Annotated in this window: 13 protein-coding genes; 5 read left to right on the top strand and 8 right to left on the bottom strand. The window is 62.0% G+C overall.

Annotation, left to right across the window (positions count from 1 at the left end; genetic code table 11):
* Positions 1–4 precede the first annotated feature (4 nt).
* A complete protein-coding gene (locus ELH03_RS30075; RefSeq protein WP_130767195.1) occupies positions 5–1624 on the top strand; it encodes an ABC transporter substrate-binding protein in 1620 nt (539 codons plus the stop codon).
* 91 nt (positions 1625–1715) lie between these two features.
* On the opposite strand, the gene ELH03_RS30070 is transcribed toward ELH03_RS30075, so the two are convergent.
* From ELH03_RS30070 to ELH03_RS30035, 8 genes are all read right to left on the bottom strand, one after another.
* Positions 1716–3128 (bottom strand): FAD/NAD(P)-binding protein, encoded by a 1413-nt coding sequence (locus tag ELH03_RS30070; RefSeq protein ID WP_130767194.1) that lies wholly within the window; start codon positions 3126–3128, stop codon positions 1716–1718.
* A gap of 76 nt (positions 3129–3204) precedes the next feature.
* A complete protein-coding gene (locus tag ELH03_RS30065) occupies positions 3205–4296 on the bottom strand; it encodes an LLM class flavin-dependent oxidoreductase (RefSeq protein WP_130767193.1) in 1092 nt (363 codons plus the stop codon).
* Between the two features lie 29 nt (positions 4297–4325).
* On the bottom strand, positions 4326–5573 hold the full coding sequence (locus ELH03_RS30060; RefSeq protein ID WP_130742333.1) for an acyl-CoA dehydrogenase family protein: 1248 nt from the start codon (positions 5571–5573) through the stop codon (positions 4326–4328).
* A 73-nt stretch (positions 5574–5646) separates the two neighbouring features.
* Positions 5647–6705 carry an aldo/keto reductase gene (locus ELH03_RS30055; protein ID WP_130806851.1) on the bottom strand — a complete coding sequence of 353 codons (1059 nt, stop codon included), beginning with the start codon at positions 6703–6705 and terminating at the stop codon, positions 5647–5649.
* A 12-nt stretch (positions 6706–6717) separates the two neighbouring features.
* Positions 6718–7653 (bottom strand): ABC transporter ATP-binding protein, encoded by a 936-nt coding sequence (locus tag ELH03_RS30050; protein ID WP_105008766.1) that lies wholly within the window; start codon positions 7651–7653, stop codon positions 6718–6720.
* Positions 7631–8626, bottom strand: a complete 996-nt coding sequence (locus tag ELH03_RS30045) for an ABC transporter ATP-binding protein (protein ID WP_130767192.1) — start codon at positions 8624–8626, stop codon at positions 7631–7633. The genes ELH03_RS30050 and ELH03_RS30045 overlap by 23 nt, the downstream gene beginning before the upstream one ends.
* Positions 8626–9633, bottom strand: a complete 1008-nt coding sequence (locus tag ELH03_RS30040; protein ID WP_105008764.1) for an ABC transporter permease — start codon at positions 9631–9633, stop codon at positions 8626–8628. Before ELH03_RS30040 ends, ELH03_RS30045 begins: the two co-directional genes overlap by 1 nt.
* Positions 9630–10619: an ABC transporter permease gene (locus tag ELH03_RS30035; protein ID WP_130767191.1), complete on the bottom strand. Its 990-nt coding sequence runs from the start codon at positions 10617–10619 to the stop codon at positions 9630–9632. The genes ELH03_RS30040 and ELH03_RS30035 overlap by 4 nt, the downstream gene beginning before the upstream one ends.
* 280 nt (positions 10620–10899) lie before the next feature.
* Here ELH03_RS30035 and ELH03_RS30030 point away from each other — a divergent pair, with 280 nt between their 5' ends.
* The 4 genes from ELH03_RS30030 to ELH03_RS30015 are packed head-to-tail and all read left to right on the top strand — an operon-like array spanning position 10900 to position 15945.
* Positions 10900–12504, top strand: a complete 1605-nt coding sequence (locus ELH03_RS30030; RefSeq protein WP_027690859.1) for an ABC transporter substrate-binding protein — start codon at positions 10900–10902, stop codon at positions 12502–12504.
* 32 nt (positions 12505–12536) lie between these two features.
* Entirely contained in the window at positions 12537–13715 is a 1179-nt protein-coding gene (locus tag ELH03_RS30025; protein WP_027690858.1) for an LLM class flavin-dependent oxidoreductase, read from the top strand.
* A gap of 11 nt (positions 13716–13726) precedes the next feature.
* The gene (locus ELH03_RS30020; protein ID WP_130767190.1) at positions 13727–14764 is read left to right on the top strand and encodes an ABC transporter substrate-binding protein; all 1038 of its coding nucleotides are present in this window, start codon (positions 13727–13729) and stop codon (positions 14762–14764) included.
* 20 nt (positions 14765–14784) lie between these two features.
* Positions 14785–15945 carry an acyl-CoA dehydrogenase family protein gene (locus tag ELH03_RS30015; RefSeq protein WP_130767189.1) on the top strand — a complete coding sequence of 387 codons (1161 nt, stop codon included), beginning with the start codon at positions 14785–14787 and terminating at the stop codon, positions 15943–15945.
* Positions 15946–16036 lie beyond the last annotated feature (91 nt).

Raw genomic sequence — 16036 nt, 5'->3', positions numbered from 1 at the left:
TCGGATGAGCATCAATCGACGCCGGTTCAACCAATTGCTGCTGTTGTCGACGGCCGGCACGCTTCTGCCGTCCTTCGGCGCCAGAGCAAATGACCAGTCGCCACGGAGTGGCGGAACACTCAATTTCATCGTCGAGCCGGAGCCGCCGACAATCCTTGCGCTGGCGCATACGGCAGGCGGCACCCAAAAGATCAGTCCCAAGATCACCGAGGGACTTCTGACCTATGATTTCGATCTGACGCCTAAGCCGCAGCTTGCGACCGAATGGTCGATCGCCGATGACGGGCTCAGCTACACCTTCAAGCTTCGTCCGAATGTCAAATGGCACGATGGCAAGCCTTTTACCGCAGACGACGTCGCCTATTCCATCGAGCTCCTGAAACAGGTCCACCCACGCGGCCGGGGAACTTTTGCCAATGTCACGAAAGTCGAGACGCCGGATCCTCTGACGGCGATCATCCGCCTTTCCAAACCGGCACCCTATCTGTTGCGCGCGCTTTATGCAGCAGAATCGCCGATCGTGCCGAAGCATGTCTACGACAATGTCGCGATCGCCGACGTGCCGGTCAATCAGAACGGCAGCGCACCGATCGGAACCGGCCCCTTCGTCTTCAAGGAGTGGGTGCGTGGTTCGCATATCATTCTGGAGCGCAATCCCGATTACTGGGATGCCGGCAAGCCCTATCTCGATCAGATCGCCATCCGTTTCGTGCCGGACGGCGCGGCGCGCGCGGCCGGATTCGAAACCGGTGAGTTCGACCTTGGCGGCGACAATCCAATACCGCTCAGCGATCTCGAGCGGATCAAGGCGTTGCCGAACATCGGCGTCGATTCCCGCGGATACGAAACCAAGGGTGACCTGACCCAGCTGATCTTCAATCTCGACAACGAGTATCTGAAGGACGTCAAAGTCAGACGCGCGATTGCCCACGCCATCGATCTCGACGTCATCTTGAACACCGTCTGGTATGGCTACGGCCATATTTCTCCGACACCGATCAGCGTCTTCCTGCCGCGCTACTACGATCCCTCGATCAAGCCCTATGCCTTCGACCTCAAGGCTGCCGAACAACTGCTCGATGAGGCCGGCTACAAGCGCGGCGCAGACGGCATCCGCTTCAAGCTGCGGCTGACTCACAATTCCTACAATGAGGGTTTCAAGCGCGTCATTGAATATCTGAAGCAGAACCTGGCACGCATCGGCATTGCCGGAACGATCGATTCCTATGATTTCTCGACCTATATCCAGAAGGTCTACAAGGAGCGCGTCTTCGACGTGACGGCCGAGTACCTCGGCAACCAGTTCGATCCGACGCTCGGCGTGCAGCGCGTCTACTGGTCGAAGAATTTCAAACTCGGCCTGCCCTTCTCCAATGCCAGCCACTATGCCAATCCCGAGGTCGATCGCCTTCTGGAAACGGCGTCGGTCGAAATCGACGAGGACAAGCGCAAGCAGGAATTCAACGCGTTCCAGAAGATCATCGCTGACGAAGTTCCGGTCGTGAACCTCATCGCGCTCGAGAACGTCACTGTCTTTAACAAACGCGTGAAGAACCACACGATCGGCGCCGAAGGTGTCCAGGCGAATTTCGCCGAGGTCTATATCAAGGACGGGCAAGGCTGAGTGGGCAATGGCGGCCGGCTTGCAAGGATAAGGGGCGCATCGGCGATGCGCCCCTTCCTTTGTCAGGTTTTCTCCTTGTCCGACGGCGCCGTCAGGATGCGGCTCGGGCAGGCGTGAATTTCAGCAGGATACGATCCGCAAGCGCGATCGCTTGCGCTCGCTGTTCCGTGATCGAGCTCGACTCCCAGGCAACGCCGCGCAGCGGATGGCCAATGGCGCTGAGATTGCGGTGGATCTGTCCCTCCTCATCGATGAGATCCCCCTCGGGCGTGGCGTCGATGCCAAAGCCGGTGGTATGGGGGCGCACTTCGCCGCTCGCAAGCAGCTGGCGTATGAAGGGATCGGAGATGCGCCGCCAGTCGTGCAACTGGTGACCGCGGCAATCGATGACGCCATCGAACACGTGTCTTTCGATGCCGGTCCGCGTTTTCAGTTTAGCGGCGATGCCCTTCTTGTCGACGGCCAGATCGATGAGCCGCGCCACGCCGTGAGACAGGCGACCTTGCGAAAGAACCCTCTCGACGATCAGGTTGCTCTCCGGAGCGGAGCGATGCGCCGTCACATCCCAGAAGGCTCGGAGGTGCCGGGCAAAGCGCAGCCTTTCCAAGTCCTCCGCCTTTTGCCAGAGAGATAGGATGTGCGGGCGGATGGCAAGCGGCAGGCCTTGCCAGTCACCGCCGCTCGCCGCGATCGCACGTCGTTCGGTCTTAACAAGCGAAAGCAGAGACCGGGCGGTCGAGGGCAGCGGTTTGTCGGCAAGGAAGTCTCGTGCGGCCGCGACGTCCCGCCTGCCTTCGACGAACAGGCCGCGCCGCGATATCACTCTGTAGTGGCCATGGAACCCTCTTGCCTCCATGCTCGCAACGGCGTCGACCATCGAAAGGCTCGCGCCGATGAGCAGGATTTCTTCGCAGTCCTTCAGCCTGTCGAGTGCTGCCGCATCCCAGGGATTGACGGCAAAGCGCGGATGGCCGGCAACCTCATGCGTCGGTGGATCCGGCGCAAAAACGCCGAGCGCCAGCACCGCCTCGTCCGCTTCGACGACAAGGCCGTCGCTCGTCGAAACCTGGATCCGATGCGGGGTGGACGACAAAGTTGACGCCGAGGCGCGAATATGGCGCAGGCTCGATCCGAACCGGGCCTCGCCGACGGCACGCTTCAGCTCGTCGCGCACATAGGTTCCGCAAAGGTAACGCGGCGGACTGCTCGAGCCGATATTCTCCGGCGGCTGCCAGCCATTGGCGGCGGGCTTTTCTGAAAGCCATCGGGACAGATGCCCGGGATCATCGACGTAGAGCGAGAAATTGTCGGCCGGTCCGTTTACCAGATGAGCGGGCTCGGTCGTGCTGTAGGCGACACCGCGACCGAGCTCTTCCCGCCGTTCGATGATGGTGATGGCGAGCGGCACTGCCGTTCGATCGAGGAGGTTGAGCGCCGTCAACGCCCCCGCAAAGCCGCCGCCGACGATAATAATGGAATGGTGAGGACGATGGTCTATGCGCATGAAAACTCCTTCCCGCCGGCGGCAGGGGATCAGATTGGAATATGAAAGCTGCGGATGGCGATCGTTGCCTGGCCAATTACTCCGCCGCGACAGCACGCGCCTGGCGTGCCGCGATGCCCGCTTTGACCGGCGGCGCGACATCGCGCCCGTAGGCGACGGTATCCTCGGTCGGATAAAACCCGCGCATCAGGAAGTTGGAAACGCCGGCGTCGTAATAGTCGAGGATCGCCTCGGCGACCTGGTCTGGCGTGCCGACGAGGGCCGTTGAATTGCCGCCCGCTCCGCTTGCCGCGGCAACCTCCGTCCAGAGCCGCTTGTCGAGAACCTTGCCGCGCGTTGCGGCTTCGCGAAGTCGCAACGAACCCACATTGGACGGCAGTTTTTCGCCATTGCCGCCCGGCCGCGCAACCGATTTGACCCGCTCGAGAATGGCGTCAGCCCTTTCCCATGCCTTATCCTCGGTCTCGGCAACGACAATGCGGAAGGCGAGCGTGAAGCGGATGTCATCGGCCCGGCCGAACGGCGCTGCCGCTTCCCGCACCTTGCCGATCGTCTCACGCACGCCGTCCAGCGGCTCGCCCCAGAGCGCATAGATATCGGCGTGCTTTCCCGCCACCTTGAAGGCTGCCTCCGACGAGCCGCCGAAAGAGATCGGGATGCGCGTGCCGTGGACCGGCTTGACCTGCGAAAACGCGCCTTTGAATTTGTAGAACTCACCCTCGTGGTCGAAAGGCGCCTCGTTTTCCCAGACCTTCTTGAGCACGGTCAGATATTCGTCGGTGCGCTCGTAGCGTCGGTCGTGATCGAGAAAATCGCCGTCGCGTTGCTGGTCGGCGTCGGAGCCGCCGGTAATGATATGGACCCAGAGACGGCCGTCGGAAAACTGATCGAGCGTCGCAAGCTGACGGGCGGCCAGTGTCGGCGCCATGAAGCCTGTGCGGTGAGCGAGAAGCGCCCCGATGCGGCTGGTGTGGGAAAAGACATGCGCCGCGATCTGGTTGTTGTCAGGCCAGGTCGAGAATGCACCGATCAGCAACCGGTCTATGCCGGCTCCTTCGGCCGCCCGGGCATGTCTCAGGATATAGTCCTTGTCGATAACAGGCCCCTGCGGTGGCACGATATCCGAACCTTCGCGGTTGGAGACATGTCCGATGAATTCCGAAGTCATGAAACAGCCTTTCTAGGGAGACGACGGGGCTAGAAAACCCTGCCTTCCTCCAGATGTGTCGTCGTTCCGTTGATGTAATAATCGCCGACCACGCGCGCCTTGTGCAGCAGCGGATTGTGGTTCAGAACCGTGCGGATATTGCGCCAGTGCCGGTCGAGATTGAGATGACGGGACGTGGCCGAACCGCCGCCAAGTTCGAAGACGTTGGTGGCCGCCGCAAGGGCGATCTGCGAGGCGACGATTTGCGTGCGTGCCGTCGTCAACGCACTTTCGATCAGCGCCGCCTCCAGCCTGTCCGGATCTCCAGCACCGAAGGCCTCGACTGAGCGGTCGAGCGCACGGGCGCTCTCGCGGATCAGCGTGTCGACAGCAAACGAGCCGGCGGCGATCTCGCCCAATATCTTCTGAACGAACGGATCGGCATTGGCGGTTTCGGCCGCACTATGGGCGGCGGAACGCGCCTGCCGCCGCACGTAGTCGGTACCTTCGGCCACGGCGCCTCGGACGGCGCCGGCCATGCAAGCGGCGAGATGGAGCTGGCGCAGCGTCGAGGTGTGGCGCCCGACCAGCGTATTGAGGCCGCGCGTGGAGATTTCGTGCGGCAGCACTTCGACATCCTCGAGCAACACGCCGCCGCTTGCCGTCAGCCGCTGGCCCATCCCATCCCAGTCGTCGAGGATGGTGATGCCCTTCCGGTCGACCGGCAGGAGAAGGCTGACCAGCTGATCCTCGTCATTCCTGGCGCTGAAGGAGGCAAAGTCGGAAAAGGCGGTTCCCGTCGCGTACCACTTGCGGCCGTTGAGCCGGAAGCTTTCGCCTGACTTCGTCAGTCGTGTCGTTACTTCGCCCGGCCGTTTGGTGCCCTGCTCGGTGTGCGCACCGCCAAAGAGCTTGCCGGCAAGCACACGTCCGAGCTGGGTGCGGTCGATGGCCGAATTCGGGTTGAGAAGCAGGCTTTCGGTGAAATTGAAGTGGCTGCGCAGTGCGTGGGCGACATTCGAGTCGGCCGCGCCAAGCGTCATGATCGTCTCAATGTAGTCGACGACGGAGCCCCCCGGTCCGCCGAGCGCGACTGGAATGCGCAGCGCCCCGAGCCCTGCCTCCTTGAACCGACGAAAGGCCTCGAACGGCAGCTCGCGCTCGAGATCGCGCTTTGCCGCTTCTCTGGCAATTTCGGCCGCAAGCTCCGGCACCTTGGCGAGCAGTGCGGCAAGGTCGGTTGCAACAGATGCGGACCCGGCGACTGGCGACAGGGCAGAAGGGGCGGTGTTCGGCATGCGGTGGAAACCTTCTCAGCACCAATTGGAATGGACCGGCTGGATCCGCGATCTGCGGGTCCAGCCGGGGTTGTCAGGCGACGGCGCGTGTCAATGGCACCACATTGTCGGCGCCCGATGCCGGGCTGCGCGGCACGCGGCCTTCGACCGGGTGGCTGGGATCGTTGAAACCGGGCGTCGAGGGGTGGCCGGTCGCGACCAGCCGATCGACCAGGGCTTCGTCCTCGGCATCGAGCTTGACGCCGAGGGCCTTGACGTAGCTGTCCCAGTGTTCTTCGGTGCGCGGACCGGTGATGGCTGCTGAGATCAGCCTGTTGTTCAGCACCCAAGCCAATGCGAATTCGGTCGGGTTGATGCCCCTGCGGGTCGCGTGTGCTGCGATCTCTTTGGCGATGGCAATCGATTCCGGTCGCCATTCGGTCTCGAGAATACGCTTGTCGCCGCGGCCCGCACGGGTATCGGCGGCCGGTTCTTTGCCAGGCTCGTATTTGCCGGTCAGCACGCCGCGGGCGAGCGGTGAATAGGAGACCACGCCAAGACCGTAATAATGCGCTGCGGGAAGCTGCTCGGCCTCGGCCGTGCGGTTGACGATATTGTAGAGCGGCTGGCTTGCCACCGGACGATCGATGCCGAGCTGATCGGCAAGATGCGAGATCTCGGCGATGCGCCAGCCGCGAAAGTTGGAAACGCCGAAATAACGCAGCTTGCCGGCGCGAATGAGGTCGGCGATGGCACGCAGCGGCTCTTCCAGTGGTGCGTCGAAGACGGCGCGGTGGAAATAGAGAATGTCGATATAGTCGGTGTTGAGGCGGCGCAGCGAATTCTCGACCGTCTCGATTACCCACTTGCGCGAATGGCCGCCAAGGTTTGGCCCCTTGGTGTGGGAATTGACGAACTTTGTCGCCAGTACCGAGTGATCGCGATGCGCCTTGATGCCGCGCCCGACCACCTCTTCCGACTTGCCGTCGTGATAGACGTCGGCGGTATCGATGAAGTTGATCCCCTGTTCGCGCGCCTTGTCGATGATGCGGAAGGCGATGTCATCCGGTGTCGGCCCACCAAACATCATCGTTCCCAAGCTGAGCGGCGAGACTTTCAGCGCGCTGCGTCCGAGGTAGCGATAATCGACCATTTCATTCTCCATTCATTGAGCGTGGTGACAGGCAACGGCGTGGCCGTCGGCGAGTTGGCGAAACGTTGGGTCCTCGGTCCGGCAGATGTCGGTGGCAAGCGGACAACGGGTGTGGAAACGACAGCCGGCCGGCGGATTGTGCGGGCTCGGCAGATCGCCGGTGATGGGAGCCGCCTGCTTGCGGCGGCTCGGGTCGGGAACGGCGGCAAGCAGCGCCTGCGTATAGGGGTGCTTTGCACCGCGCCAGAGATCGCTCGTCGACGCACTTTCAACGATGCGGCCGAGATACATGACGAGGACGCGATCGGCGAAGTAGCGAACGACCGACAGGTCGTGGGAAATGAAGAGGTAGGAAAGCGAGAGTTCGGTCTTCATCTCGACGAGCAGATTGAGGATCTGCGCCTGGATGGAGAGATCGAGCGCCGAAACCGGCTCGTCACAGATCACCAGCTGCGGCTGCAGGATCAGCGCGCGGGCGATGCCGATGCGCTGGCGCTGGCCGCCGGAGAATTCATGCGGGAAGCGATCAAGCGCATCAGCGGGCAGACCGACATGCTCTGCCATCTGGGCGGCGATTGCTTCGCGCCGCTTGCGGCCGCTGACGCCATGGACAGCGAGCGGCGCCGTCAGGATCGTGCGGATCGTCTGGCGCGGATTGAGCGAGGCGAAGGGATCCTGGAAGATCATTTGAACGCTGCGGCGAATTAACTGCAATTCCTTCGCCGACATCGCCGTGACGTCACGTCCTTGAAAACGGACGCGGCCGGACGAAGGCGTGACGAGGCGCATCAAGGACTTGCCGAGCGTCGACTTGCCGCAGCCGGATTCACCGACCAATGCCACCGTTTCGCCCTCGGCAATCTCAAGCGATACGCCGTCGACGGCTCTCACCGTACCGGCGGCCCCGGGATAATGGGTCGAGAGACTATCGACCGACAGGAGCGACATGGGCTACCTCCGAAAGGACCGGAACATAGGGGCAGGCGACCTGCCGCTCGGCGGAAACCGACAGCAGTTCCGGTACCGCCAAACCACAGGCCGGCCGGGCGACGGGACAGCGCGGGCGGAAGGAACAGCCTTTTTCGCCTGATGCCGAGACGATCGAACCCGGGATTTCGGAAAGCGGACCATCGCTGTAGTGATAGTCGGCCTTCAGTCGCGGAGAGGCGGCAAGCAGCCCGCGGGTGTAAGGATGGTACGGCGCGTCGAACACGGGGCCCGGAAAGCCTTCCTCGATTTTACGTCCGGCATACATGACGACGACACGATCGGCCCATTGCGCCACGATGCCGAGGTCGTGGGTGATGAGGATGAGGGCCATGTTCAGTTTGACGCGGAGATTGTCGAGCAGCTGCAGCACTTGCGCCTGGATCGTGACGTCGAGCGCGGTCGTTGCTTCATCGGCAATCAGGAGCTTCGGATTGCAGGCAACGGCAATCGCAATCATCACCCGCTGGCGCATGCCGCCGGAGAGCTGGTGAGGATAGTCATCGATGCGCCTGGCAGGTTCCGGGATACTGACAAGCTCCAGAAGTTCGATCGCCCTGGCGCGGGCATGCCGGCGGCTGAGATCCTCATGGATGCGCAGCACCTCGACGATCTGATCGCCGATTGTCAGCACCGGATTGAGCGATGTCATCGGTTCCTGAAAGATCATTGCGATGTCGCGACCACGAATGCGCCGCAGGTCCCGCTCGCGAAGCGACAGCAGGTCGTGGCCGTCGAAGGCGATTTGACCGCCAGCCCGCGCCTGCCTCGGCAAAAGCCCCATCAGCGCCAATGCCGTGAGGGACTTTCCCGATCCGGATTCGCCGACGATCGCCAGCATCTCGCCGGGATTGGCGGTGAAGCTTACGCCCTTGACGGGTTCGGCCGAGGGAAAGCGAACGGAAAGGTCGCGAACGTCAAGCAAGGCTGCCATCAGCGCTCCTCCGAAAAACGCGGGTTGAGCGCGTCATTGAGGCCGTCGCCGATCAGGTTGAGGGCAAGCACGGTGAAGACGATCGCCAGGCCTGGCAGGGCCGTGAGATACCAAGCGGTGCGGATCACGTCGCGGCCGGCGCCGATCATCGAACCCCAGGAGACGCGATTGGGATCGCCAAGTCCCATGAACGAGAGCGCCGACTCCATCAAGATTGCGCTGGCCACCATGACTGACGATGTGACGATCAGCGGCGGCAGGGCGTTGGGCAGGATTTCCCGAAAGATGATGCGCGCATGGCCAAAGCCGAGGCTGCGCGCGGCAAGCACGTAATCCTTCTCCCGGATCGCGCGGAATTCGGCCCGGGTCAGGCGTGCAACGGTCGGCCAGCTGACGAGGGCGATGGCCACCGTCACCGTTCCGGTGGTCGGCTGAGCGATGGCGACCAGCACGACGAGCAGGACGAAGCTCGGAATAGTCTGGAAGATCTCGACCAACTTGACGAGGATGTCGTCCACCAATCCGCCGAAATAGCCAGCGGCCGCACCGATCAATATCCCGGCCGAAAGCCCGAGCAGTGTCGCGGCGATGCCGACCGTCAGCGAGATGCGGGCCCCATGCAGGATTCCGGCAAGCACGTCACGGCCCATCGAATCCGTACCGAGTGGATAAGCTGCATCCTGGCCTGGCCAGAGAAACGGTCTCGCCACCATTTCCATCGGATCGCCGGGATAGATCAGCGAAGCGAGAAGTGCCGACACGGCAACGACGAGCAGGAAAGCAACGCCGAACAATGCATTCGGATTGGACAGAAAAACCTTGAACTCGCGGCGCAAGCCACGCCAGGCCGTGCCGTGAACGGCGGAAGCGCGCACATCCGGTGCGTGGACGTGAGTCCAGCGCGGTTGGGCTGCCGGTTGGGTTGCGGGGCGTGCGGCCTCTGCCCTTGCCGGCGGCGCGAGATCGATCGTCTCTGCCGCATAGGTTCCAAGTTTATGGCTGTTCATCGACTTGCTCCAATTCGCGGATCGATCCAGGCCTGCAGAAGATCGACAGCCGCATTGGCGACGATCACCATGAAGGACGAAAGCAGCAGGATACCGAGGAGAACGCTGAAGTCGCGCGCCATGACGGCCTCGAAGGCAAGTCGGCCGAGACCCGGCCAGCTATAGACCGTTTCGACGACGACGGCGCCGCCGAGCATGCCGCCGAAGTGCATGCCGGCCATCGTGGTGATCGGGATCAGCGCGTTTCGCAGAATATGGCGTGTGGTCAGGAAAAATGGCGAGACGCCCTTGGCGCGGGCCGTGCGAACGAAATCCTGCGACTTCACTTCCAGCATGGCAGCGCGTGTCAGGCGTGCATAGATGGCCAGATAGAAGAGGGCCAGCGATGTTGCCGGCAGTACCATGTAGCGGGCACGGTCGAGGAGCGCAGCCAGTCCGGTCAGCCGTGAGCCGATGGTGCTATCCCCGCCGCTCGGCAGCCAGCCGAGCTTGACCGAGAACAGCAGGATCAGCATCAGCCCTATCCAGAAGCCTGGGATGGAATAGAAAAGCAGCGAGACGATCGAGATTGCGCGATCGGCAACCCGGCCGGAGAATGTCGCCATCAGCGACCCAAGCAGGAGGCCGACAATGATGGCGATCGCGAGCGCCGCCAGCATCAGCATCAGCGTGCCCGGCAAACGCTGACCGATGAGATCGGCGACCGGCATTCCATAGCGCGGCGAAAAGCCGAGGCTGAAATGCGCGAGATTGTTGAGGTAGTTGGCAAGTTGAACGAGAATCGGATTGTCGAGCCCGAAACGTTCACGCAGTGCGGCCATGGTCTCGACCGTCGCAGATCCCGACTCCGCCGCCATGACATCTGCGGCATCGCCAGGCGCGAGCTTCAGCAGAAAGAAATTCAGGACGACAATGCCCAGCATCGTCGGAACGGCCTGGAGGATCGTCTTTCTGATGGTGCGGCCGAGCCGCCCGTAAGTTGACATTGTTTTTCCTCGCCGCTTGAGAAGATTTCGGCTTTGCGATGCAATAGTAGTTGACTAAATCGGTGGGTTTTGTCAAATCCGTATTGGTAAATATTTCCAACTTGCCTGCAATTAACGGCGCATCTTGGAATTATTTACTGTCTATAAGTCGCTTTTCGGAACCAAAGATCAAGGATGCTTTCCGGCCGGGTAAAAAACTCTACGAGAGGGCCTGTCGTTGGAAAGTCGAAACAGCAAGGGCCGCCCGGCATCACGCGGCCCGCAGACGAGGGTTGAACCTATGGCAGTATTTCCGGCATCCACGCGCCGCAGCTTTCTCCTGGCTTCCGTCGCACTCGGCGTGACCGCGACAGCCCGCATCCCAGCCCTCGCAGCACCTGCGCGCGGCGGCACGGCAACACTGCTGCTTTCGGCAGAACCGCCGGTGCTGACGACCATCGCCAACACGGCCTTCAATTCGGTCTATGTTTCGCCGAAAGTCATCGAAGGACTGCTGACCTATGACTTCGATCTCAATCCGAAGCCGCTTCTGGCCAAGGAATGGTCGGTCAGCCAGGACGGGCTGGCCTATACCTTCAAGCTGCGCGACGGCGTGAAGTGGCACGACGGCCAGCCGTTCACATCGGCCGATGTCGCCTTCTCCATCAAGACGCTGAAGGAAGTTCACCCGCGCGGCCGCAACACTTTCCTCAATCTGGTGGACGTCCAGACCCCCGATCCGCTGACGGCAGTGTTGACGCTATCCAAGCCGGCGCCCTATTTGATCACGGCGCTTGCGGCTTCCGAAACGCCGATCGTGCCGCGTCACATCTACGAGGGCACCAAGGTGGCCGAAAACCCGGCAAATCTTGCGCCGATCGGCACCGGGGCCTTCAAGTTCAAGGAATGGATCCGCGGCAGCCATATCGTCTACGAGCGTAATTCCGACTATTGGGATCAGCCGCGCCCCTATCTCGATCAGCTTATCGTCCGTTTCATTCCCGATGCAGCAGCACGCTCGATCGCGATTGAGACCGGTGAGATCGATCTTGCGCCCTCCACACCCGTGCCGCTCAGCGACCTGGAACGCTTCAAGTCCCTCCCCGATATCGCTTTCGAGCCGCGCGGTTATCAGTATGCCAATGGTATTAGCCGCATCGAATTCAATCTCGAGCGTCCGTTCTTCAAGGATATCCGCGTGCGGCAGGCCTTTGCCCACGTCATCGATCGGAAAGTCATCCTCAACACCATCAACTACGGCTATGGCAGCGCCATTCCCGGCCCGATCAGTCCCAACCTGACGAAATGGTACGATCCGGATCTGAAAACCTATCCGATCGATCTAGCGGCAGCCGAAAAGCTGCTTGATGAGGCGGGTTACCCGCGCGGCAGCGACGGCATTCGCGCGCGCATCAATCTCGATTATGTGCCGAGCGGAGAAAGCTACCCCCGTGGCTCCGAATATATCCGCCAGGCGCTCGCCAAGGTCGGTATCGACGCGACGGTGCGCAGCCAGGATTTCGCCACCTATACCAAGCGTATCTATACCGATCGCGACTTCGACTTCGCTTTCGAGGGAATGAGCAACCTCTTCGATCCGACCGTCGGCGTACAGCGCCTCTATTGGAGCAAGAACTTCAAGCCCGGCGTTCCCTTCTCGAACGGTTCGGCCTACAGCAATCCCAAGGTCGACGCGCTGCTGGAAGCCGCGGCAATCGAGGTCGATCCGAACAAGCGCGTCGAACAGTGGCGCGAGATCCAGCGGATCCTCGTCGAAGACCTGCCTGCGATCGATATCGTCAGCCAGCCGGAGTTGACCATCTACAACAAGCGCATCGCCGATCACACGGTCGGCGGCGAAGGGGTCTCCAGCAGCCTCGCCTACGCCTATGTGGCAGCATCCTGAGCGACGAGCCAACGATCAAGCGGAGGACAACCATGTCCGTTCAACATCTTCCCGGCTCCATCGTCGGTCTGCCGAAATTCGCCGCCCCGACCGATTTTCCTGAGAGCCCGCTGTCGCAGGCTCTCAAACAGCCGGTTCTTCTCGGTCTCTTCCTGCCGATCCAGGCGGGCGGCTGGACGCAGTCGACGCTCGAACGCTCGACGGACTGGCGGTTCGACTACAACAAGGCCCTTACTCTCAGAGCAGAGGAACTGGGCTTCGATCTTGTCTTTGCCCTGTCGCAATGGCTGCCGAAGGGCGGCTATGGCGGCGTCTTCGACGGCCAGGCGCTCGACAGCTTCGTCTCCACGGCGGCACTTGCGGGCCTGACCAAGAAGATCATGCTGATCTCGACCATGCACGTTCTTTACGGCCCCTGGCATCCCCTGCATCTGGCAAAGTTCGGCGCGACGCTCGACCACATCACCGGCGGGCGCTGGGGTATCAACGTCGTCACCGGCCATCGCGCGGTCGAACACGAGATGTTCGGCTGGCCGCGCATCGAACACGACAAGCGCTACGAACTTGCGGCCGAATTCCTCGAAGTCGTCCAGCGGCTGTGGAGCGACACCGAGAACTTCTCCTTCGAAGGCGAAAGCAGCTGGAAACTTGGCGGCGGCTTCGTGACGCCGAAACCGAATTTCGGCCGTCCGATCCTCGTCAACGCCACCGGTTCGGATGCCGGCATTGCCTTTGCCGGGCGCTACTCCGACATCGTCTTCATCACCAGTCCGACGGGTGCCGACATCGACAGCGCGCTGCAGTCGCTGCCGGCACACACCAAAAGGGTCAAGGACGCTGCGACCGATGTCGGGCGCACCGTGCGCACGCTGCTCAATCCGATGGTCATCTGCCGTCCGACCGAGAAGGAGGCATGGGCCTTCGCTGACCGCATCGTCGCGCATGCCGACCAGCGCTCGCCACAGGGTTTCCAGTCATTGAATTCCGACGCGCAAGCGTGGAAGGGCCGCGATCCGCAGGACGCCTATCGTTTTGTCGGCGGCAATATCAGGGTGATTGGATCGCCCGAGAGCGTCGTCGACCAATTCGTCAAGCTGAAGGCAGCCGGCGTCGACGGTTTGCAACTCAGCTTCTTCGATTTCCGCGACGATCTCGAATTCTTCGGCAGCGAGGTGCTGCCGCTGATGAAACAGGCGGGGCTGCGCCACTGAAAGGGACGATCATGACGAGCAATGCCATTTCGGAAATCTGGTATACCCGCTGCCCGGTGCCGACGCCCGTCGGGCTTGCCGCACAGCTCGGCTATCTCGAGGAGAACTTCCGCAAGGAAGGCGTGACGCTGAAATCGATCATCGACTCGCCCGATCGCAGCATCCGCCAGAGCCATTTCAACCACACGCTCGACTGGTCATTCCGCCATGGCGGCAACGTGCCCCCGATCCGCGCCCGATCGGAAGGCCGCAAAACCCGACTGGTGGGCATTACCTGGACGGATGAGTTCCAGGCGATCATCACGCTGCCGCAGACCGGCATCAAGAGCACTAGGGATCTCAAAGGCCGCCGCTTCGGCATCGCCCGCCGCCCGGAGGGCATTGTCGACTTCATGCGGGCGACCGCGCTGAAGGGTCTCATCTCCGCTCTTTCGCTTGAAGGGCTGGAGCTTGCAGACGTCGAGGTCGTCGACATCGCGCTTGCCGATTCCGTCCTTGCGAGCCAGGAGGGCCCTTCTCTCTTCGGGTTGACGCGCCGGCAGGCATATGGCGAGGAAATCGCTTCGCTCATTCGCGGCGAGGTGGATGCGATCTACGTCAAGGGAACGGCGGGCATTAACGTTGCCAATCTGGTCGGCGCCGTTCAGGTCGCCGAATTCGGCTTCCATCCCGATCCGAAGATCCGCATCAATTCCGGCTCACCTCGTGTGCTGACCGTGGACGAGCTGCTTGCCGAAGAACGTCCCGATCTGGTTCACCGGCTGCTGGAATCGATCTTCAAGGCCAGCGCCTGGGCTGAAGCGCATCCGGAAGAGACACGTCGTTTCGTCGCCCGCGAAGCCAGCGCGACCGAAGAACAGGTGCTCGCCGCCAATGGTGCGGAGGTTCACCGCCACCTCGGCCTCGGTCTGCAGCCCGAACTGGTCGAGGCCGTCGGCCACTACAAGGATTTCCTGCGCGATTTCGGCTTCCTCGCTGCCGACTTCGATGTTGCCGAGTGGGTCGATCGCCGTCATCTCGAAGCTTTCGCCAAGCGCGCCGTAGCCTGAGAAGAAAGGCGTGTAAGACCATGTTGCAGGAAGCAATCGATCCCGTCGGCAAGGCGCGGCGGCTGGCCATCGACTTTGCCGAGCGCGCGGCCCATTTCGATGCGACGGGGGAGTTTCCCTTCGAAAACTTCACCCATCTCTACGAGGCCGGTCTGCTCGGCCTCGTGACGGCCAGAGAACATGGTGGCCATGGCGGCGGTCTGGTCGAAGCACAGGCCGTCATCAGCGAGATCGCTCGTGGCGAACCCTCGACCGCACTGGTGCTCGCCATGCACTACAACAGTCACTACAGCCTGCGCCGCTTCGGAAACTGGCCGAACCATCTGGCACAGCGGGTCTTGTCGGCAAATCGTCTCGGGCCTGCCCTCATCAACGCCGCTCAGGCCGAACCTCGCATCGGCTCGCCCGCCCATGGAGCGCTTCCCGAAACGGTCGCCAGGCGCGACGGCGACACTTGGCGGATCACCGGTCGCAAGACTTACGTCACGGGTATTCCGATCTTGAGATGGGTATCGCTGCTGGCGCTCACCGATGAGCCGGAGCCACGTCTGGCGTCCTTCCTCGTCCCGACCGACAGTCCCGGCCTGCAGATAGAAAAACCCTGGAACGCGGCCGGCATGCATGCGACGGCCAGCGACGACATCATTCTTGACGATGTCGTCATCCCATTTTCAGATGTGATCGAGGCGCAGCCCGCATCGGAACCGATACGGCGTGAAGAGCATGCGACGGCCTTCTTCTTTTCGCTGATCGGCGCCGTCTATCACGGCGTTGCCTTGTCCGCGCGCGACCGGGTGTTGTCCTTTGCCGCCCGCCATACGCCGGCAAGCCTCGGCGCGCCGATTGCGACGGTGCCCCGCATCCAGGACGGACTGGGCGAGATCGAAGTCCGGCTCGCGACCAGCGCCAGACTGCTCAGATCGCTCGGCGAAGATGTCGATGCCGGCAGGGCCGTCGGCATGGATGGCATGAACGTTCGCCATGTCGTCATCGACAATAGCGTCGCCGTAACGAGCCTGGCCCTCGACCTCGCCGGCAATCCCGGTCTGAACCGCGACTTCCAGCTCGAACGCCAGCATCGCGATGCCATGACCGCCCGCTCGCACGCGCCACAGAACCATATGATCAGAACGATCGCCGCAAAGAATGCCCTTGCACGTTTGGCGGCGACGGGGATCTGACGAAGGCTGGGGATTGCGGCGGTTTCAGCCGTTCGCATGGTTCCCAGCGAACCGCTGCGGGGACCTCGCTTTTGCAAGCTCCCCTGAATTT

It is taken from the genome of Rhizobium beringeri (assembly GCF_004306515.1).
Lineage (GTDB): Bacteria > Pseudomonadota > Alphaproteobacteria > Rhizobiales > Rhizobiaceae > Rhizobium > Rhizobium beringeri.
The sequence above is the reverse complement of the archived record's forward strand: the minus strand, read 5'-3'. Positions and strand labels throughout refer to the sequence as shown.